Raw genomic sequence first — 19,733 nt, forward strand, 5'->3', positions numbered from 1 at the left:
CGTGGCTGGCAAAATTTATCAATGAAACCTCGCAAGGCACCATCGCCCTGGTCACCAACTTGTTTGTGATGTTGTTTACGATGTATTACTTCTTCAAAGACGGGGAGCGCATCGTGCAACGCATCAAATATCTCAGCCCGCTCGATGACGTGTACGAAGAGGCGTTGATCTTGCGTTTCGTTTCGGTGGCGCGCGCGACGGTCAAGGGCACGCTGCTCATCGGTTTGATGCAAGGCTTTTTGGGCGGGTTGACGCTCTGGGCCTTCGGCATTAGCTCACCGATTTTGTGGGGCGTGATCATGGTGGTGTTGTCGATCTTGCCTTCGGTGGGCGCCTGGTTGGTGATGGTACCCATCGCTATAATTCAGATTGCCACCGGCCATGTGTGGCACGGCCTTGCCATCGCATTCATGGGTATGGTGATCATCGGCAACATTGACAACCTCATGCGACCGCGCCTGGTGGGGAAAGATGCCGGCATGCACGACTTGATGATTTTCTTTTCGACGCTTGGCGGCATCAGTGTTTTTGGCGTCATGGGTTTCATTGTTGGACCTGTCATCGCCGTGCTGTTTTTGACGATTCTCGACATTTACAGCGTCGAGTTTAAATCGCATCTCGAATTATCGCGCGAAAGTGGCGCAATTGATGGGCTTGGCGCAAAGGTGAGATCTTTAATGCAGCAAACAAAACCAGCACCTGCGCCCGCGCCAGCGGAAGATAATGCCAAAATGCCAGTACCGTTGGAAGAGCCTGCAAAATCGTCCGAATCCGATAATATTTCAGAAGAGAAATTGGAGCCGATCTGAGCACAAAATTCTATCAAATTAAAAATAAAATTAACAATATCTTGAAAAAACCAATTCCGGCCGTTTCCCCACCGCAATCTAGCCCTTCTTGCCAATCTCAAAAAAAATTTAGCAAAATAGGTCTCTGGAAAAGCTTCAGATACAAACTGTGCAACCTTTGATCACCAACTAAACCATTGCTTCTCACCGATGGGCTTATTATATTGAGCCGCATTAAAAAATGGGAGAGGGGAAGGGAAGTTTTCACATCGACATTTGCAAATCAGACTGCATGCCCGTTGCACCTGCTTTTGAGACTTGAACCCCGAATTTTGCGTTTTGTAAGCTACCTCTAACGGTTATCAGGGTGAGAGCCCGAGGTATTTCATCTCAAAATCGCCGTCGCGGAGATTTGATCATGGCTTTTGCCATTCAACCAGATGATTATAGCTGCGGCCCGACCTGCATCTTCAACGCGCTTCGCCTGTTGGGCAACGCCGACATTTCGATCGGACGCATCAAAAAGGCGTGCGGCACACGCCCGGCGAGCGGTACGACCGAAAACGGCTTGCAACGCGGCTTGCGCCGCCTCGGTTATGAAGGTATTGTCGCGAATTGGGATCACAAAAGCCATGGCCGCAAGGCGTTGGCGTGGGTGCGGCAGAAGCATAGCGAAGGCCAGCCCGTGATTTTGTGCGTCGACCGTTTCGAGCATTGGATTCTGGTCGCCGGTTCGAAGAGCCGGTCGTATTTCGTGCTGGATCCCGAATCCGGCAGCAGCCGGCGCGCCAAGGTTTACCGCGTCTCCGGCACGGAATTGCTGCGGCGCTGGTGGAGCTTTGATCGCGCGAGCGGCATTGGCAGTTATTACGCCATGGCCGTCAATCCGCGCACGCAAAAATCGCAGCGGCTGGCGCACAAAGCGCTGCCGCTCACCAATCCCGAAGTGCTGGATCGTTTGCGCGAAAGCTCGAATGATTTGTTGAATGTGTCGAAAGCCCTGGTGAGCCGGTTCGGCGATGTGAAAAACGGCAAGAGTGTCTCGGATTTGCTCGCCAAGAAAATCGCGCCGTTGCTGAAGAATCGCAAATATGAATCGGAATGGGCGGGACTCGATCACGCGGCGCTGTATCAGCAGTTGCAAAATTTCCTGGCGTTTGCCAAGGGCCGCAAGCTGCATTACCGCCCGCGCCATCGCGAAAAAGCGCTGATCGATCTCACGATTCTGATTTTGCTGCATACGCACGCACAATCGCGCCAGCAGCAAATGGTGATGTGATGAAAATTCTTGAGGTTTGATTTTAAGCCCCGATCTTTAGTGCAAATTGAAGATCGGGGTTTTTGTTTTAGCGGCGGCCTCATCACCAGGCATCACACTGCAGGATGATCAATCCACCTCTTCCGCCAACGGCAGTTCCACGATAAACGTCGTGTGACTTCCCACCGTGCTTTGCACCCGAATCTCGCCGCCGTGATCTTGAATGATCTGCCGGCTCAGGCTCAATCCCAAACCCGTGCCCTCGTCTTTTTGCTTGGTCGTGAAAAAGGGCGCGAAAATCATGGGCAAAACCTCGGGCGCAATGCCGATGCCGTTGTCGGTAAATGTGGCGCGAATGCATGTGCTGCCGCTCTCGGAGAGGGCCAGGGTTGTGTGAATCAAAATCGTCTTGTCGGTTCCAGCGCCGGGAAATTTCAAATTGAGCGCATGCTGGGCATTGCTGAGCAGATTGATGAAAACCTCCTGCATTTGCTGGCAATGGCAGCTCACCGGGGGCAAATCCGGCGCAGCGGTGTTATGAACGCGAATGCCATCTTTGTGCAGGCGCGGCGCCATCAAGCGCAATGAGGCTGCAATCACACCTTCGAGCGGGGTCACAAGGCGTTCATGCGGACGCGGGCGCGCAAACGCGAGCAGGTGCCGCAGAATGCCGGTCACGCGTTCACCCTCGCCCACAATGCCGTGCAATAACGCGGCTTCTTCCTGTCCGGCGGCAGCGCGTTCCTGCAAGAGTTGCGCATAACTGATGATGCCTGTCATGCGGTTAATGATCTCGTGGCCCGCGCTGGCGGCCAATTCCACCAACTCGGTCAGCCGCACGATTTGCTGCGGTTCTGTGCGCGCTTGCAGCGAACCCGGCTCCAGCGGCCTCAATTCACGCCGGCTCAAGTCGCGCAACGTGGTGAGCGCGCCGAGCAATTCCTGATGCTCGTCATACAGCGGAGAAACATCAATCACGAGCTGGCGCACGAGGCGGTCATCGCGATAAACCTGTGCGCGGCAATCCTGCGCTTTGCGCGCCTCGTGCAACGCCAGCGCAAACGGATCCTCCAATCCCATCGGACGCAAAGCCCAGCGCTGGGATTCGTGCGCGAGCTTGCCATCAAGCACTGCCAGCTTTTCGAACTCTTCTGCCGGCAGGCCCAGCATGGCTTCGGCGGCGCGATTGTGAATGAGCGGCCGGCCTTCGCGATCGATCACCAGCAGGCCATCATTCATATTGCGCAAGAGCAGCTCGCGCCATTCCGCAGCGCGGCGCCATTCCTCCTGGCAATGATGCGTTTCCGTCACCTCCCGCGCAATGCCAAAGTAAAGCTCGCTGGAAATCGGCATGGCCTGAAGATCAAACACGCGCTGCGCGCCGTCGCGTGCGGTGAGGGTCATTTCACCTTGAAAATCCGCGCGCGCGAGCAAGGCGCAAAAATCTTCCTGCTCGAACCCCGCCTCAGCCATGATTTCCGGCAAGGTTCGTTTGAACAATTCCTGCCGCCGCAATCCCCACAATGCGCAAAAGCTTTCATTGGCTTCGATGAAGCGCAATTCGCCATTGACGATGAACATGGCATCGTGCGCCAGCCGGAACGCGCGTTCGTGCAAAGTTTCGGTTTGCACAATGCGCTGCACGTCGAGATAGCCGGCGACGCGGTGTAAAATTTTACCGAGGCCGGCGCGTTCCGGCACGCGGGTGATTTTTAACTCCGCTTCGGCCGCCAACGGTTCGTTGAGACGCGCGACAATCGCCATCGCAACCCCAAGACCCGCCATCGGCAAAAAGCAGGCAAATAGCGGCGAAGGAATTAACCGGCAGAGGGTTAACCCAACCAAGCTTGCAGCAAGCGTGAGCAGGGTAAATTTCGCCATGCCTAAGTTAAAGAAATTTAAAGGAAAAAGCGGCGGCCAGGAGCGCAGAAGGTTGTGAAGCCTCATCCTTGAACCTCCAGAGATGATCCAGCTTCCGTAATGGTGCGAGAGAAGCTATTGCGATTTATCATGATGCCGGCGCCGGCGAAATCTCGATTTTGTAACAAATGCCTGTGATGACGGCAACGGCGACGGCCTAACTCAGAGCAAAAGCAGAACAGTGATGGGCAGGAACGCTGGCAGGATGCGGTGCGGCGCTGGCGTGCAGCAGCGGTCCGGGTTACCCAGAAGGTCAGCGAAACCGGCGGCGCAGGTTTCGCTGATTTCAGAACGGGAGAAGCTCTTCTCCATTAAATCTGTATGCCAGTACCAACTAACAGAAAAATTGCGGAAATTTATTTTGAAGAAAATTTCGAAAGCGCTGCTGAAAATATTTTCGGACGGCATTGGCAAACACTTGACTTTGTCTCTACATTAACCGCATCTTTTGTGACGTTTTTTTGATGATAAAACTCAGGGCTGGTGAATAGATCGCCCACTGAAGCCGGACTCTCACAGGACGTAAGGTGCAAAGACTTTCTCTGTGGGACGTTCACTTCCGTGGGCGACTTGTTTTCATTGCCATGTAAATTCAATTTCAGTATTGGGAATTTTGCCATGGGCCACACGATTGAAGCATCCGAATTTCCGAGTCTACAAAAACTGCCGCAGTATGTTTTTCGCCATGTCGCTGTACTGATGGAAAAAGCGCGGCAGGAAGGCCGCGACATTATTGATTTCAGCATGGGTAATCCGGACGGCGCGCCGCCGCGCCATCTCATCGAAAAGCTGCACGGCGCGATTGACGTGCCGCAGAATCACCGTTATTCGGTTTCACGGGGCATCACGCATTTGCGCCAGGCTATTTGTGACTGGTATGGCCGCGGCTACGGCGTTACGCTCGATCCCGAAACCGAGGCCATCGCCTGCATCGGCGCGAAGGAAGGCTTGTCGCATTTGATGCTTGCGGTGTTGCAGAAGGACGAAGCGGTATTAGCGCCTTCGCCGTCATATCCAATTCATTTGTATGCGCCGATCATTGCCGGCGGCCGCGTGTGTCCGGTGCCGATTTCGCCGGTCTCTGATTTCTTGAAGAATATCGAAGATGCCATCCACCGCGAACGCGCGGAAGGCCGCCCAGCCCCGCGCTATTTGATCATCAGCTTTCCGCACAATCCCACCACGGAAATCGCCGATCTCGACTTCATGCACAAGGTGATTGCGCTGGCGCGCGAATATCGCCTGTTCGTGATTCACGATTTTGCCTACGCCGATTTGGCGTTTGATGGTTATTGTCCGCCCTCGTTGTTGCAGGTGCCGGGCGCGAAAGATATTGCCGTGGAGTTCTTTTCGCTATCCAAAAGCTACAATGTGGCGGGATGGCGGCTGGGATTTATGGTGGGCAATCCGAAATTGGTGGCGGCGCTGGAACGCCTGAAAAGTTATCTGGATTACGGCATCTTTCAGCCGCTGCAAATTGCCGCGCTTGCCGCGCTCAACGGGCCGCAGGATTGTGTGCAGGACATTGTCGAAAATTACCGTGTCCGCCGCGATGCCCTGTGTCACGGCCTCACGCGCCTGGGGTGGCATGTTCCGCCGCCCAAGGGCACCATGTTTGTCTGGGCGCAAATACCTGAGAGATTTCGCAGAATGGGTTCATTGGCATTTACGAAGCATTTGCTCGACAAAGCCGATGTTGCGGTGTCGCCTGGTATTGGCTTCGGCGAGCACGGCGACGGCCACGTGCGCTTTGCGCTGATCCAAGACGAGCAGCGCACGCAAAAAGCATTGGAAGGGATCAAAACGGCGTTGGCGCTGTGAAGCCGTCAAAAATGCTCTTGACTTTTCCCTTGTATTAATTTTAGATTGATTCATTCGATTACAAAAGGCAAGGAGAACTCGAGCACCCGATTCAAGGTGGTTTTGGAGCCCAGCGAGGATTGTGGTTATACGGTTTACGTTCCCTCGCTGCCAGGCTGTGTCAGTGAAGGCGAAACCACCGCAGAGGCGTTGGCGAATATCCCGGAAGCCATCGCATTGTATCTTGAACCAGTTGAAGATGATTAGGTGGGTTGGGAAGTCAAAGCCAGAATAAAATTTCAAATTCTTATCACCAACGGATAGATTAAGACCAACGGATGAAAAAACAAAAAGCCTTATCCGTTGGCGTTAATCTATCCGTTGGAGCCGCGCGAGGGGCTGCGGTTTTCCGCTTGTCTGAGAATCCGCTGTGATCTATTATGAATGAGCTCTTTGCTTTAAAGGCAAAGCTTTTCACGCAAGGACGCAAAGCTGCAGAGGTTCCGCAAAGAAAAATTTTGCGGGTTCTTTGCGCTTTCGCGTCTATGCGTGAGGCTTTTTCTTTTTGGTTCCGGCGCATCCGGTTTAGGTATTGTAGGAGAACGTTATCAATACCAACTGAATGGCTACACCTCCCCACTTTCACCCAACCAAAATCACCGCCAGGCGCTTCGGCCCATGCGCGCCCAGCACGAGAATTTTCTCGATGTCGGCCGTGCGGCTCGGCCCGGTGATCACCGTTAATGCGCTGGTCAAGCGTTCCCGCCCGGATTTGCGAAAATTCGCAATTGCGCCATCCAATGAATCCACCAGTTGATCAAGCGTGGCAATCGCAATGTGAAACGGCGGCAGCACCGAGAGCCGCCGCCCGCCGTTGCCGGCGGAACTGACGACAATGCTGCCGGTGCGCGCGACCAGAGATTCCACCGTCGTGATACCCGCCTTATAATGCGCAAACTCGCGCGCGGCAATGTTTTCTGTTTGCACGGCAATATTCGCCTGCAACCACGGCTCCTGTCGCATGATTTCTTCCAGCAACACCGAAGCATGCCGCAGAAATTGCGGCCTTCCTGCCTCTTTGTGATCGTGATGCGCCAACGGCATCAGCAAAGCCTGCAATTGCGTTGCGGCTTCGTGCGTGTTGGCAACGCGATAGAATTCTGCTTTGAGCAACGCCAATTTATCCGCGAAAGCCGTGATTGCTTCCGCTTGATTTTCCGCCTGCCACACGAATATCTCACCATCACTCTGTGACGGCAGGAAGTGGCCGGCCGGCGCAGCGGTGCGCAATCGTTTCAAAATTCTTTCACGACTTGTTTTCATGCTCGGCCCACAATTCATGAAAAGATTTCACACTCAATTCCGGCGGCGTTTCGCCGGAGCGGAAAAACAAGCGTTGCAGCGGCCGCAGCCGGAGGAGCCACGTGCGCATGCTCTGCAAGCGCCGGCTATCGGACATCGCCCAGGCATAGACGCGCATGGCGGCATGCCAAAACTTGGAGAGATGATACCGGTGAACCGCCTCATAGCGATTCTCCAGCAACAGATGATGAATGTCGATATGTACCGGACACACATCGCTGCATGCCCCGCACAAAGACGAGGCGGCTGCGAGATGTTGAAATTTAGCAAAGCCGTTGTAATGCGGCGTGATCACCGAACCGATCGGACCTTGATAGGTGGTGTTGTAGCTGTGCCCGCCGATCGTGTGAAAAACCGGACAGGCATTCAAACACGCGCCGCAGCGAATGCAGCGCAGAATTTCACGGAACTTTTCTTGTTGATAAAGCGCGGAACGGCCGTTGTCGAGCAGAATCACGTGCATCTCGGTCGGGCCGTCGCTTTCATTGAAATGGCGCGGGCCGAACACAATTGAGTTGTAACTCGTGATCTCCTGCCCGGTGCCGCTGGTCGCGAGCAGCGGCAAAAATAAACTCAAATCCGAGAAGCGTGGCAGCATTTTTTCAATACCGGCAATCACAACATGTACCGGCGGACAAGCCATGCTCAACCGGGCATTGCCTTCGTTTTCCGTGACCACAATGGCGCCGAGATCGGCAATCAAGAAGTTCGCGCCGGTGATGCCGATGCCGCTGGTGAGATAAACATCGCGCAAATGCCGGCGCGCGATCATGGTCAGTTCTTCGGCGTTGTCGGTGAGCGGGGCCTTCAGCCTGTCATGAAACAGCCGGCTGATTTCCTCTTTGCTCTTATGCATCGCGGGCGTCACGATGTGATACGGCTTTTCGTTATTGAGCTGCACGATCAACTCGCCGAGATCACTTTCCCAAACCTCCACGCCGATTTTCTCAAGATTTTCGTTCAGGTGAATCTCTTCCGTGGTCATGGATTTGGATTTGACCACACGCTTGACTTGATGCTTCTGCGCCAATGCTTTGACATAGGAAGCCGCGTCCGTTGCGGTTTCGGCCCAAAAAACCTTGCCGCCGGCAGCCAGAAAGTTTTTTTCGAATTGCTCGAGCAGATCGGGTAAATGGGCCAGCGTTTCATTTTTGATGGCAGCCGCCAGCGCGCGCGCATGCCCCCAATTTTTGAATTGCCGGGTCTTGGTCGCGTTCACTTGCAGATCATAGCTCGCGATCGCTTTGTCAAGCTTCTGGCGATGTGCCGCATCGTTCGCCTTGACGGCAGAGCGGTGAAGAAAATGTTGGTATTCAGACATGCGCTTCCATTGTTTTCCATTTACTCATAGAGTCTGTCATTTCGATGGAATCTTGTGAAGCCCTGGCGTATCCGGTATTCTTTCTGTCGTCATTATTCCGAGCAAATGCGACAACTGAACCGCTGTCATTTCTATGCGATGCCTTTGCCCTGCCGGGCTTTTTGACATGTGACATAGTTGAGTTAACTTGCATTCACGTTCGATCCAAAACTTCCGCCAAATGCAGAATCTGCAAACCGCTGCGCCGGCTTTGCGCCTCGCGCCGCATTTGCATCAAGCAACCGGGATCATTGGTTACTATTGCCTCCGCACCCAGCGCTTCGTAACGCTGCAAGCGGCTCGCCGCCATGCTCGAAGCTATCGGCGCGAATTTAAAGGAGAACAGCCCGCCAAAGCCGCAGCATACCGGCTCCTCGTTTGTTTCGAGAAGTTGCAGATCTTGTACGTTGCGCAGCAAGGCGATCGGCTCGTTCAGCAAACGCAATTCCCGATAACTGTGACAGGAATTGTGAAAGAACACTTTGTGCGGAAAACGCGCGCCCAGTGCCGTCACGCCCAGGCGTTTCACCAGGAATTCCGAGAATTCAAACACGTGCTGGCCAAGCGCAGTTGCTTCCGCCTGCCGCGCATGATTCGCAAAAAGCATGGGATAGAAATTCCTCACCATCGCGACGCAGGAGCCTGAGGGCGCAACGATGGCCTCTTTCCCTGCGAATATGTCGAGAAAATGTTCGGCGACACGGCGCGCCTCGTCGCGATAGCCGGTGTTAAAGGCGGGCTGGCCGCAACAGGTTTGCCGCTGGTCATATTCAACCTGCACACCAGCGCGGCGCAGCACATTGGCCATGTGCATGCCGATTTCGGGATAGAGTTGATCAACCAGGCAGGGAATAAACAACGCAACGGTTTGTGGCATGAGGTAGCGATGGGTGTGGTGGTTTTAATCCGCCCGCGAACTGCCCGGGCGAACACGTTTCAAACGGGTGAAGGTTTCATCACCAAAGCCGTGAAGCAGAGCAGCAGGTGGCGCTTGATACGATCAGCACGGCGGTGATAGTTTGGGCGAAACTCAAAGCCGGTTTGGGGTTGCGAAAGGCCGGCTCAACCTTACAACGCCGGCTCGCGAGAACTCTGGAAGTTTTTGTTCGCAAAGTTGAATTGGGTTTCAAAAAAGGGCTGTTCTATTCAAAAGGATCGTTCTCCGCCGCTTCCGGCATAACCACGCGCAGGCCGTCTTCCGGTTTGATCACTTCCCAGCCTTTTTGCGGATTCACGTAAATCGTCTTCAAGCCCGGCGGCATGATGAACGCGCGGCCGGGATAAAGCGCATTCGCGCGCTTCATGAAATTCGCCCAAATCGGCGCGCCGCCGCGGCTGCCGTCCACCCCGCGTTTTTCGCGCGTGCGCATTTGTGCATCGCGATCGTAGCCCACCCACACGGCAGTCGAAAGGCTTGTCGTGAAGCCGGTAAACCACGCATCGGTATACTCCGTGCTGGTGCCGGTTTTTCCGGCGGCCGGCGCGTCGAATCCCAATGCGCGCACCACGCGGCCGGTGCCGCCTTCGATGACGCCCATCATCATGTCCAACATTTGATACGTCACAGCCGGTTCGAAACGCGTTTCGCCAAAGCTGTATTCACGATCGAGAATCACGCCGTTGAGATCTTCAACGCGTTTGATGAGAATCGGGCGATGATACACGCCGTTGTTGGCAATCACGGCATAGGCCGCCGCCAGTTCCAGCGGCGACATGCCGGCCGTGCCAAGCGCGAGTGAGATGACTTCTTCAATGGGCGTCGAGATACCCATACGCCGCGCGGTTTCAATCACTTTTGCCGGCGTGACTTCTGCGGTAAGCTGCGCTGAAATGACATTGAGCGATTGCATGAGCGCCGCTTTCAATACCATCTCACCGTGATACTGGCGGTCGAAATTGCGCGGGCGATAGGGCCGGTTATTGGCGTCGCGCAAGGTGGTGACGGTATCATGCACGATCGTGCGCGGCGTCAGGCGCAGTTGCTCGAGCGCCGTCAAATATACGAAAGGCTTGATGCACGAGCCGACGTGGCGATTCGCTTCCACCGCGCGATTGAAGCCGGCCGGCACATAGCGCCGGCTGCCCACCAGCGCTTTGACTTCACCGGTCGTCACCGAAATCGCGACCAACGCGCTTTGCAGCGGCATGCCGGTCGAGTCAAGATCAGCTTCCAATTTAAGCGTGCCCGCCTCGATTTCCTGCTCAGCGATTGCTTGCAACGCCGGATCAAGCGTGGTATAGATGCGCAATCCGCCATACTGCACCGGCTCGCGGCCGTAACGTTCTTGCGCTTCGGTGATCACATAATCTATAAAATCGTTGCCGAGCGAGCGCCGTTGTGAGAGATAAACCGAATCTGTGGAAGCTTGGGCAAAGCCTGATTCATCGAGATAACCTTCTTTCACCATGCGCCGCAGCACCAGGCGTTGCCGCGCTTTGGCGCGGTCGAAGTGTGAAAAGGGATTCAGGCTTTGCGGCGAGTTGAGAATACCCGCCAGCATCGCGGCTTCCGGCACGCTCAGGTCGGCGGCAGATTTGTTGAAATATTGTCGCGCGGCGTCTTCAACGCCATGCGCTGCGCCGCCGAAGTAGATAAGATTGCAGTAGGCTTCCAGAATTTCCTTTTTGCTGAACGTCGCCTCGAGCTGCAAGCTGATAAGAATCTCTTTCAATTTCCGGCCAAAACTTTTTTGAAAGCTGAAGAAAAGATACTTTGAGAGTTGCTGGGTGATGGTGGACCCGCTTTGCAGCGGATGGCCGGCGAGGCTGCGGTAGGCGCCGCGCAGCAAACCGAGCTTATCAATGCCCCTGTGCCGGTAGAAATCGCCGTCTTCGGTGGCAATGACCGCGTTGAGAAAATTGGGGCTGATTTTGTCGAGGGAAACATACGTGCGGCCGCCCAAACGTTGCACCAGCGTGCCGTCCGCCGCATAAATCTCGGTTGGCCGCGCATAGACCAGGCTGCGCAAATCGTTGGGGATGTAGGGCAGGTCGCTCAACACGACGAAAAAAAGCGCCATGCCGAGCAGGATCAAGCTGGCGACAACCAACATCAAACTATAGAGGATTTGGGCTCGCATGATCGCCTGCTTTCATGATGAAATCGGTTGTCCATTCCTCCGGGAGATAGTAAATGATCGCGCGGCCGTCATCGAGCGCAAAAGCGGTTTCCACGAAGCCTGCTGTAACGCGATTTGAAAATCCCACGCGCACGAGGTAAGTGCTGGGGTCGGTCAACACCGGCAACTCCTTGATCATCTCCGCGCGTTCATCATAAAATTTGCGATCCAAAACTTCGAAGAATTCTTCTGCACTCAACACCCGGCCCGCAAAGCGCGCAACTGTGCGCACGTCAATTTCGCGCTCCTTGCCATGATTGGCGATCATTTCGATCTGATCGTTCGGTAGCGAGGTTTGATACAACACCTGGTGGTTGGCATCGAGCAAAAATAAATCGAGGCGATCGGCATAGCGATTGATCGTGACGTTCGTCACATTGCGTTCGCGATTGAAGCTCACCATGTTGCCGGTGGGCACGAGCAGCGGCCGGAAGATGGCGGGCAGTTCGCGATAGATCAAGCCGAACTGCTCCGGCGGCAATTCCGTGCGCGCGCTGGCAGCAGTGAAATTCACCAACTCTTCGAATTTCGAAATGCCGGCGATCAGACTCAATTGCTCGCGCCGCACTTGCGTGATTTTTTCGAGATTGGTGTTGGCCACCAAACGGTTCTGATCTTCCTGCCAACTGCGCCCGATTTTTTCCCTGCCGGTGTTGTGCCATACGAGATAACGGCCGAGCGCACGCTCGACGAGATTGAAACCCGCCTCGCCCACGAGAATGAGCAGCGCAAAGCTTCCGACCCAAAGCCAGGTCGTACGCACATGCTTGCGGTATTCTAAAGTTATTTCGGACATGATCTCAAAAATGAATCTTTATTTTTTGTATTGAACGGTGCCACCGTGATTACTGTTTTAAGAGATGGTAGTTTTAAAGTCACATCATCCAAGCGTCTTTTGCGGTTTAAGTTTGTGAGTAGGCATAATACCCGGGACTTCACAAGATTCGTCTGAGTGATGCTTCAGGAGAGTACTCCTACAAATTATGTGATGTGTGCTAAATTGCTTCCACGGCTTCGCGCCGCAACCATCCCACTTTGCCATCGGCTAGGCGTACCCGCGCCCATTGGCCGCTTTCTTCTTGCAACTGAAACTTGGCGCCCTCGTGCAAAATAAAAGCTTCCGTTGCCTCCGCGTCCGGCGCGCTGTGCACAATGACCCGTTTTTGCAAAACGATGCCATAGCGCTCGGTGCGCTGCTGATAGAACAGCGTTGCAAAAATCAATGCAAAAAGCAGCCCGGCTGCGCCCGCGCCCCACGCCACCCGCCGGCCCAGGCGCTGCCAGCTTCTGTTGCCGGCAATGAGATTCGCAGTCAAACCAAGAAACATCAAGATCCAAAAAATCAAACCGAACAGCGCCACTTGCTGCAGCGAAAAGACATTGAGCGCCGCGTCAATCCACACGACGATAAGCGAGCGCGGCGGTTCGGGAATGTGATCTGTGATCGCCAGGTTCGCGAGATCGAGATTGAATCGAACATCCTCACTCCGGCGATTACGTTGCAACGCGCGTTCGTAATTCAAAATCGCCTTGCCGTGTTGGCGCAGCTTGAAATACGCGTTGCCGAGATTATAATAAACCTGCCAATTTTCCTTGCCCAGCGCCAAAATTTTTTCATAGGTAGCCGCGGCTTCAGCATATTGTCCGGCTTGATATTGTTGATTCCCTTGCTGAAACAAGCTGGCCGCTTCATCGGCAAAAATGCGCATCGGTGCGAAGGTACACAAAAAACCAACAAAAGCCCACAGAAGTGGAAATCCCACAGAAGTGCGATGTCGCAAAACCTTTTTCTGTGGGATGGTTTTTTCCGTGGGCGAAATCTTTGGGATGGCCGTTTTCTTCATAGTACGTCCTCCAACTCCTCAATGACGCCGCGCGCCTTGTCATAAAACTGCTGCATTTCGCCGCCGGTTGCGGTGGCGGGCGCAAAGCGTTGGAAGTCGCAGTTATGCAAACAAGCAAGATAATTTGAGATCAATTCCGGTGCGACGTTTTTTCCCTGGAGAAGCTGGGCGATGTCATCAGTAACCAAACCGGCTTCCGCGACATTTAATTTGTTGCCGAGAAATCCCATCAATGCGCGCTGCACTTCGGCGTAAAAGCCCTTGCTGTCATTGGCCTGCAGCAGTTTTTTGGCGGTATGCAATTGCTTTTGCGCTGCGCGCGTCGCTTTACGGCTGCGGGCATAAGCCACATTCGTGGTCAGCTTCGCTTGATGGCGCTGCCAAAACCATGCGCCGATAAAGCCCAGCACCGGCAAGGCGAGCAGGGTGAGGAACCACGCGCTGGTGTAGTTGCGCGCGCCCATCCGTTGCAACGGCAGCGCGCCGATCGCGATAAAACGAATATCCTGCCCGAGCAATTTTACGTCTTCTTTCGAAGCGCCGCCGAAGGCCGCATTCGCATATTCGGCGCTGCCCGGCTCGATGGTAAGCGCGATCGGCTTCGTGCTGGCAACGGCATACTGCTTTGCGCGCGGATTGAAATAGTGAAGCGCAATCGGTTTGATTTCGTGCGCGCCCGCATAACGCGGCACCAGCACATATTCCCAAGTTTTACTGCCGGAGATCTGAGCGTCTTCGGTATCGACTTGTTGTGAAACCTTGGGATCATACACCTCAAAGTCCAGAGGCAAATCTATCTGCGGCGGCGGCAGCGTTTTAATATTGCCCTGGCCGGCAATGCGTACCTTCAGCGTGATGGCCTCGTTCGCTTTTGCCGTCGTGCGATCCACCGAAGCGGTGATGGAATAATCGCCCACCACCCCGGAAAAATTTGCCGGTTTCCCGGCCGCGGGCAACGGCAGAACCTCAATCTCGACCGGACGCGAAGCAATGGCGACGCGTTCCATCGGCGCAAAAAAAGGATCATCAAAAAAATTATCAAAGAGATCACGCGAGCGGCGGCGCGATTGCGCCTGCACTTCGCATTCCAGGCTCATCGACTCAATGGTGTTCTTGCCGGCGGATTGCGGAAACAACGCCGTGCGCTTGACTTCTGCCACGAGAAAGCGCTGGCCGTTGATCACTTGCTGATACGTGCGCGGTTGCCGCGGCATGGAATAATCTTCCACCCAAAAGCCCGTGAAGCTCGGGATTTTTGCGTTGCCATAATTACGGATATTGCGCGCCGTGTAGATTTTGAATGTCACGATCACCGGTTGATTTTGGTAAACCTGTTTGCGGTCAACCTCCGCGCGCAAAAAAATGCTACTCTCGGCTTTGACGTTGGGATCGGTTTGCGGCGCGGGTCCAGCGCCGGGCGCAGACGGCTGGCCACCGGCGGCGCTTTGCGCAATCTCGATGCGGATCGGCTGGCTGCGGTAGACCTGGCCGCCGGCTTCAACTTCCACCGGCCCGATTTCGAATTTTCCTGCGGCAATTGCGATGAAGGTGTAATGATAGGTGTGCGACGACGACATGCGTCCGTTGATAATCTGAATGCTTTGCGAGCTGCTGGTGCCGGCAAGCTGCGCAAAGTTTTCCATCGCCGGCAATTGCGGCTTGCCGGCGTTGCTGCCGGACACTTCCACGCTCAACGTGAAATCTTCATTCAAGCCGATTTGCGTTCGATCAATCGTCGCCGTCACTGTGACTTGTGCGTAACTCGTAACGCTTGCCAGTATGACAAACGAGGCGCAAACGGCTGCGGCTTTCAATGTCGCCGCTATTTTATGAATTGCCATGGTCATCACCAATCTTTCTCCACCCGCACACGTCCCCGCGCCTTGACTTGGCGCTGTTTCTGCGCATCTTTTTCTTGTTTCTCTAACGCCTGCAACAAGCGTTCAGCTTCTTCTTTGGTTAATTTCTGCTCTTGCGCCTGGCCTTGCTGTTCCTGCGCCTGCTGTTCTTGTTGATCTTTTTCTTGCTGGGATTGTTCTTGCTGCTGCTGTTCGCCGGATTGTTGCTCTTGTTGCTGCTGCTCTTGCTGATTCTGTTCATCCTGCTTCTGTTGTGAATCCTGCTTCTGGTTTTGCTGCTGCTGCTGTTGTTGTTGCTGCTGATTCTGCTGCTCTTGCGGCTGTTTCTGGGCGTTTTCTTTCAATTTGGTGCGCACGTACTCCAAATTGTATTTGGCATCTTCATCGTTCGGATCCAGCTTCAGCGCCTGCTGATAGGCTAGAATACTCTCCGGCCATTTGTTCAAACGATACAGCGTGTTGCCGATGTTGTAATAGCCCTGCGCTTGCAGCTTGAGGTCGTCGCTTTTTTGAATGGCTTCTTGATAGGTTTTCAGCGCCTCTTCATAATTCCGCTTTTGATACAGTACATCGCCGATGTTGAATTTTACGATCGCGGACTCCGGATTGTCGATTTCGGCGTCGCGATAGCTGTCATTTGCTTCGTCGTATTTGCCTTCGGCATATTTGCGATTGCCCTCCAGCACTTGCTTGCGCCCCGCGCCTTGCGCAAAAAGTGAAGCAGAAAAAAATGAGGTACCGGCGACAGTCAAAAGCAACACCCGCCGGGCCGGGTAAACCAAGCATGCTCCCGCTGATTTATTCCATGAACGAAACATGTTTATCTCTGTGCCGAGTCGATTTGTGATAAAGTGCCGTTGCCCTCATCCTCCAAAACAGGTGAGGCCAAACGCCCGCGCCATTCTGTTTTGACTTTGCGGCGCTCGGAAATCAACAGTTCAATGATTAGAAACAACAACGCAAACAGCAACACGTACTGAAACCGTTCCTCATAATGCGAGAATTTCAGCGAAGCCAATTCCTTCTTTTCCATTTTTGAAATTTCATCGTAAATGCGATCCAACTCGGCTTGCCCGGAGGAGGCGCGATAATATTTGCCGCCGGTTTGCAGCGCAATTTTCTCGAGCGTGAGTTCATCCAATTTCGTGATGACGACTTCGCCGTTGCTGCCTTTTTTAAAGCCTCCAGTGCGATTGCCCTGCGCATCAACGACGGGAATCGGTACGCCTTTGGTCGAACCGATGCCGACGGGATAAACCACCACGCCCTGGCGCTCGGCCTCTTCCGCCACCGTCATGGCCTCTTCATCGTGACTTTCGCCGTCTGTGATCAAAATCAGAACTTTATATTGGCGTTCGGTGTTCTCGAAACTTTGCAACGCCAACTGCATGGCTTTGCCGATTGCCGTGCCCGGCGTGGGAATCAATCCCGGTTCCAGCACATCAAGAAAGATCTTCGCGGCGCCGTAATCAAGCGTGAGCGGGCATTGCACAAACGCTTCGCCGGCAAACGCAATCAAGCCGATGCGATCGCCCTGCAATTTATCGATCAACGAGGCCACCTCACGCCGCGCTTTCGCCAAACGATTCGGCGGCACGTCCTCGGCATACATCGATTCCGAGACGTCAATCGCAACCATGATGTCAACGCCTTCGCGCTTCACCTCTTCCAGCGCCGTGCCCACTTGCGGCCGCGCGAGCGCGAGAATCATGAATAAAATCGCCGCCAACAAAAGAACCAACTTCCACGTGCGGCGCTTGCGGCTGAACGACGGCATGAGTTGTTCGAGCAGCAACAAATTGCCGAAACGCGCCATGGCCGCTTTTTTCCAGCGCCCCACAAAATAAAAAAAGACGATCAGCAAGGGTATGCCGAGCAGCAAATAAAGTATGGTATCGTTTGCAAAACGGATCATGACGTCTGTAAGAGATATTCGTGACAATTCAGACTGCCGCCCGGGCAGTAATGCATCGATATGTTGATTTTTGTGAGTATCCTATCACTACAACTTTAAGTCGATGCAAACTCCGAGATGTGTCATTCAGAAAGAATCTTGTGAAGTATTAAGAAAGCGACTCGAACCGGCAGCGAACCCGCGACCTCACAAGATTCCTGCTGAATGACAATGACAAAAGTACGGGCAATTCTCGAACTCAACGCTGCGGTGTTATCTTGTCATCCTGAAAGGCTCTGGTGCAGTTCCAGGACGGATGCTGCGTACTTCACAAGATCCCGCCGGCCGGGATGACACTTCGCGAGCGGACTTCGACCAAGTAAATTGGCAATGGCAACAGTGGCTACGGTATTTTGCGAAATTTCGTATTCGCCAAAACAATCTCAACAAATACCAGGCCCAACGCCACGGCCAGCCACGATACAAACAATTCCTTGTAACGCGTGAATTGCTTGACTTCGATTTTTGTTTTTTCGAGTTGATCGATTTCGGCAAAAACTTTCTCCAGACTCTGGCGGTCGGTGGCGCGAAAATATTTGCCTTTGGTCATGTCCGCGATGCGCGTCAGCGAGGCTTCATCAATTTCCACCGGCATGGGCACATAGCGTTTGCCGAAAATGGGGTCTTGCACGGGATACAACGCCTGCCCGCGCGTGCCGACGCCGATGGTGTAGAAGCGAATGTTGAACGCTTGCGCCACGCGTCCGGCAGTCAAGGGATCAATCTCGCCGGCATTGTTGACGCCGTCGGTGAGCAGAATAACCACTTTGCTTTTTGCCTTGCTGTTGCGCAGGCGATCAACCGCGGTCGCCATGCCGAGTCCGATTGCCGTGCCGTCATCCACCAAACCGACATCGACTTTTTTGAGAAAATTAATCAGAATGCCGTAATCCAGCGTCAGCGGGCATTGCGTGAAGCTGCGTGCGGCGAAGACCACCATGCCGATGCGATCGCTTTTGCGGCCTTCGATGAACTGTTGCGCGACTTGCTTCGCCGCTTCAATGCGGTTCTTGGGTTTGAAATCCTCCGCCAGCATGCTGCTCGAAATGTCGAGCGTCAGCACAATGTCGATGCCCTCCGTCGTCACTTCCTCCTCGGTTTGTCCGCTTTGCGGGCGCGCCAGTGCGACGATGATGAGGCCGAGCGCGAGCAATCGCAAGGCGAACAAAAGATGGCGAGCCGAGTAATTCGAGCGCTGCGGCAGGCTCTTCAGCAGGTCGAGATTCGAGTAGCGCAGCGTGGCAGTGCGATGCTTGTAGGTTCGCCAATACCACCATGCCAGCAGTGGCAAAAGCAAAAGTAGAAAAAGAAATTCCGGTTGTGCGAAGGTTAGCATGTCAACTCGCCTCCGCCGGCAGCGGCTCGAGTTTACCCGCGGGCGCCGCTGCGGTTGCCGTTTCTGCCGCGAGAGGCGCCGGCTTGGTCATCTCCACCAGCGCTTCCGCCGCATCCAACAAACGTTCATGTTGTTCAGCCGGCGGGTTGAATTTTGCAAATTTGACCAGGTCACTTTGCTCCAGAATCTCTCGCAAGAGACCAAAGGCCTCGCCGTCAAGCTCTGATTTTTTGAAATGCTCCAAGAGTTCAAAAGTCGTCATTTCGAGGGCCTCGACTTGATAGCGGCCCTCGATGTAGCGCCGGATGATTTCCGAAAGCAGGATATAAAAAAGTTTGATCTCGCCGCGCGCCAGCAAATCACTGTTGCGCAACTCGGCCAACTCGGCGAAAGCTATTTCGTGCGCCGGCCGCGGCGGCTCCAGGCGCTGCGGCAACAAACCCTTGCCCTGCCGCTTGCGCCAGAAGTAATAGCCCAACCCGGCAAGCAGCAAAACGCCGGAGGCGATTGCGGCAATCATGATCACTTGCCGCCAATCGCGCGGCAGTTCCCACGGCGCTTTGATGTCGCGAATATCGCCGGCTTCACTGGGGCGCATGGAGGCAACCTGGATATCGAGAGTTTCCGTGCGCAACTCACGCCACAGCGTATCCGGCGGCATGAGATATTGCACCGCGAGCGGCGGAATAACGAAACGGCCGGTGTCAAAGGTGGAAATCGTGTAAGCGGCCTCTTCGATGATTTTGCCGCCCTCTTCGCGCGCTTCCGGCGTTTGATAGCGGCGAATCTCGAACATGCCAAGATTCGCTGCCGGCCCGGGCCAGCGGGTTTGGATGTTCGGTTCGCGCCGCAATTGAATACTGTATCGTACCGTGTCGCCAATCGTGATCGTCGCTTTACTCACACGCGACTCGAGGGCAACTGGCGACTCTGTTTGCGATTGCGCTTTGCCGGCGAAGAGCAGCAGCGCGCAAAGCACGAGAGGTCGCAGCGGCCGCAAGCTTCGATTGCCCGCCGGAAGCGAGCTGCGGCGAAGCCTCATGAGACGGGGTATTTTAAAACCGCTATTGTACTTTATCATCATAAATCACGACGTTTTCAGCTTTCATCATGCGCTCGACAAGGCGATCATA

At 54.4% G+C, this 19,733-nt stretch carries 17 protein-coding genes; 4 read left to right on the forward strand and 13 right to left on the reverse strand.

Going from position 1 to position 19,733, the window contains the following annotated elements; translation table 11 throughout:
- Both FBQ85_10700 and FBQ85_10705 read left to right on the forward strand, forming a co-directional pair.
- On the forward strand, positions 1-809 hold an 809-nt coding region (locus tag FBQ85_10700; GenBank protein MDL1875619.1), incomplete at its 5' end, for an AI-2E family transporter.
- Positions 810-1,206: 397 nt separating this feature from the next.
- On the forward strand, positions 1,207-2,067 hold the full coding sequence (locus FBQ85_10705) for a hypothetical protein (protein MDL1875620.1): 861 nt from the start codon (positions 1,207-1,209) through the stop codon (positions 2,065-2,067).
- Positions 2,068-2,175: 108 nt separating this feature from the next.
- Here the strand turns inward: FBQ85_10705 and FBQ85_10710 are convergent, their stop codons facing one another.
- Positions 2,176-3,993: a PAS domain S-box protein gene (locus tag FBQ85_10710; protein ID MDL1875621.1), complete on the reverse strand. Its 1,818-nt coding sequence runs from the start codon at positions 3,991-3,993 to the stop codon at positions 2,176-2,178.
- 135 nt (positions 3,994-4,128) lie between these two features.
- Entirely contained in the window at positions 4,129-4,374 is a 246-nt protein-coding gene (locus tag FBQ85_10715; GenBank protein MDL1875622.1) for a hypothetical protein, read from the reverse strand.
- Between the two features lie 210 nt (positions 4,375-4,584).
- On the opposite strand from FBQ85_10715, the gene FBQ85_10720 reads away from it, so the two are divergent.
- Together FBQ85_10720 and FBQ85_10725 are read left to right on the forward strand one after the other, a co-directional pair.
- Complete coding sequence (locus tag FBQ85_10720) at positions 4,585-5,787, forward strand: aminotransferase class I/II-fold pyridoxal phosphate-dependent enzyme (GenBank protein MDL1875623.1); 1,203 nt, start codon at positions 4,585-4,587, stop codon at positions 5,785-5,787.
- 57 nt (positions 5,788-5,844) lie between these two features.
- On the forward strand, positions 5,845-6,033 hold the full coding sequence (locus tag FBQ85_10725) for a type II toxin-antitoxin system HicB family antitoxin (GenBank protein ID MDL1875624.1): 189 nt from the start codon (positions 5,845-5,847) through the stop codon (positions 6,031-6,033).
- Positions 6,034-6,408: 375 nt separating this feature from the next.
- On the opposite strand, the gene FBQ85_10730 is transcribed toward FBQ85_10725, so the two are convergent.
- The 11 genes from FBQ85_10730 to FBQ85_10780 form a co-directional block, all read right to left on the reverse strand.
- Entirely contained in the window at positions 6,409-7,089 is a 681-nt protein-coding gene (locus tag FBQ85_10730; protein ID MDL1875625.1) for a hypothetical protein, read from the reverse strand.
- Positions 7,073-8,449 (reverse strand): iron-sulfur cluster-binding protein, encoded by a 1,377-nt coding sequence (locus tag FBQ85_10735; protein ID MDL1875626.1) that lies wholly within the window; start codon positions 8,447-8,449, stop codon positions 7,073-7,075. The genes FBQ85_10730 and FBQ85_10735 overlap by 17 nt, the downstream gene beginning before the upstream one ends.
- Positions 8,450-8,642: 193 nt before the next feature.
- Positions 8,643-9,365 (reverse strand): (Fe-S)-binding protein, encoded by a 723-nt coding sequence (locus tag FBQ85_10740; protein ID MDL1875627.1) that lies wholly within the window; start codon positions 9,363-9,365, stop codon positions 8,643-8,645.
- 265 nt (positions 9,366-9,630) lie between these two features.
- Positions 9,631-11,568: a penicillin-binding protein gene (locus FBQ85_10745; protein MDL1875628.1), complete on the reverse strand. Its 1,938-nt coding sequence runs from the start codon at positions 11,566-11,568 to the stop codon at positions 9,631-9,633.
- Positions 11,546-12,403, reverse strand: coding sequence for a hypothetical protein (locus FBQ85_10750; protein ID MDL1875629.1), 858 nt, complete (start codon positions 12,401-12,403; stop codon positions 11,546-11,548). The genes FBQ85_10745 and FBQ85_10750 overlap by 23 nt, the downstream gene beginning before the upstream one ends.
- 199 nt (positions 12,404-12,602) lie before the next feature.
- Positions 12,603-13,451: a tetratricopeptide repeat protein gene (locus tag FBQ85_10755; GenBank protein ID MDL1875630.1), complete on the reverse strand. Its 849-nt coding sequence runs from the start codon at positions 13,449-13,451 to the stop codon at positions 12,603-12,605.
- Positions 13,448-15,298 (reverse strand): protein BatD, encoded by a 1,851-nt coding sequence (locus FBQ85_10760; GenBank protein MDL1875631.1) that lies wholly within the window; start codon positions 15,296-15,298, stop codon positions 13,448-13,450. Before FBQ85_10760 ends, FBQ85_10755 begins: the two co-directional genes overlap by 4 nt.
- Positions 15,298-16,128: a tetratricopeptide repeat protein gene (locus FBQ85_10765; protein ID MDL1875632.1), complete on the reverse strand. Its 831-nt coding sequence runs from the start codon at positions 16,126-16,128 to the stop codon at positions 15,298-15,300. The genes FBQ85_10760 and FBQ85_10765 overlap by 1 nt, the downstream gene beginning before the upstream one ends.
- Before the next feature lie 2 nt (positions 16,129-16,130).
- Complete coding sequence (locus tag FBQ85_10770) at positions 16,131-17,225, reverse strand: VWA domain-containing protein (GenBank protein MDL1875633.1); 1,095 nt, start codon at positions 17,223-17,225, stop codon at positions 16,131-16,133.
- 382 nt (positions 17,226-17,607) lie between these two features.
- Entirely contained in the window at positions 17,608-18,600 is a 993-nt protein-coding gene (locus FBQ85_10775) for a VWA domain-containing protein (GenBank protein ID MDL1875634.1), read from the reverse strand.
- Between the two features lies 1 nt (position 18,601).
- Positions 18,602-19,642 (reverse strand): hypothetical protein, encoded by a 1,041-nt coding sequence (locus tag FBQ85_10780; protein MDL1875635.1) that lies wholly within the window; start codon positions 19,640-19,642, stop codon positions 18,602-18,604.
- Positions 19,643-19,733: the final 91 nt, after the last annotated feature.

The organism is Cytophagia bacterium CHB2 (assembly GCA_030263535.1).
Lineage (GTDB): Bacteria > Zhuqueibacterota > Zhuqueibacteria > Zhuqueibacterales > Zhuqueibacteraceae > Coneutiohabitans.

What these genes read in the sequence shown, in the direction of transcription:
- FBQ85_10720 (MDL1875623.1), top strand. Translation starts at nt 4,585, where the DNA reads ATGGGCCACACGATTGAAGCATCCGAATTTCCGAGTCTACAAAAACTG.
- FBQ85_10760 (MDL1875631.1), bottom strand. Translation starts at nt 15,298, where the DNA reads ATGACCATGGCAATTCATAAAATAGCGGCGACATTGAAAGCCGCAGCC.
- FBQ85_10710 (MDL1875621.1), bottom strand. Translation starts at nt 3,993, where the DNA reads ATGAGGCTTCACAACCTTCTGCGCTCCTGGCCGCCGCTTTTTCCTTTA.
- FBQ85_10770 (MDL1875633.1), bottom strand. Translation starts at nt 17,225, where the DNA reads ATGATCCGTTTTGCAAACGATACCATACTTTATTTGCTGCTCGGCATA.
- FBQ85_10705 (MDL1875620.1), top strand. Translation starts at nt 1,207, where the DNA reads ATGGCTTTTGCCATTCAACCAGATGATTATAGCTGCGGCCCGACCTGC.
- FBQ85_10775 (MDL1875634.1), bottom strand. Translation starts at nt 18,600, where the DNA reads ATGCTAACCTTCGCACAACCGGAATTTCTTTTTCTACTTTTGCTTTTG.
- FBQ85_10780 (MDL1875635.1), bottom strand. Translation starts at nt 19,642, where the DNA reads ATGAGGCTTCGCCGCAGCTCGCTTCCGGCGGGCAATCGAAGCTTGCGG.
- FBQ85_10765 (MDL1875632.1), bottom strand. Translation starts at nt 16,128, where the DNA reads ATGTTTCGTTCATGGAATAAATCAGCGGGAGCATGCTTGGTTTACCCG.
- FBQ85_10730 (MDL1875625.1), bottom strand. Translation starts at nt 7,089, where the DNA reads ATGAAAACAAGTCGTGAAAGAATTTTGAAACGATTGCGCACCGCTGCG.
- FBQ85_10745 (MDL1875628.1), bottom strand. Translation starts at nt 11,568, where the DNA reads ATGCGAGCCCAAATCCTCTATAGTTTGATGTTGGTTGTCGCCAGCTTG.
- FBQ85_10735 (MDL1875626.1), bottom strand. Translation starts at nt 8,449, where the DNA reads ATGTCTGAATACCAACATTTTCTTCACCGCTCTGCCGTCAAGGCGAAC.
- FBQ85_10715 (MDL1875622.1), bottom strand. Translation starts at nt 4,374, where the DNA reads ATGCCGTCCGAAAATATTTTCAGCAGCGCTTTCGAAATTTTCTTCAAA.
- FBQ85_10740 (MDL1875627.1), bottom strand. Translation starts at nt 9,365, where the DNA reads ATGCCACAAACCGTTGCGTTGTTTATTCCCTGCCTGGTTGATCAACTC.
- FBQ85_10755 (MDL1875630.1), bottom strand. Translation starts at nt 13,451, where the DNA reads ATGAAGAAAACGGCCATCCCAAAGATTTCGCCCACGGAAAAAACCATC.
- FBQ85_10750 (MDL1875629.1), bottom strand. Translation starts at nt 12,403, where the DNA reads ATGTCCGAAATAACTTTAGAATACCGCAAGCATGTGCGTACGACCTGG.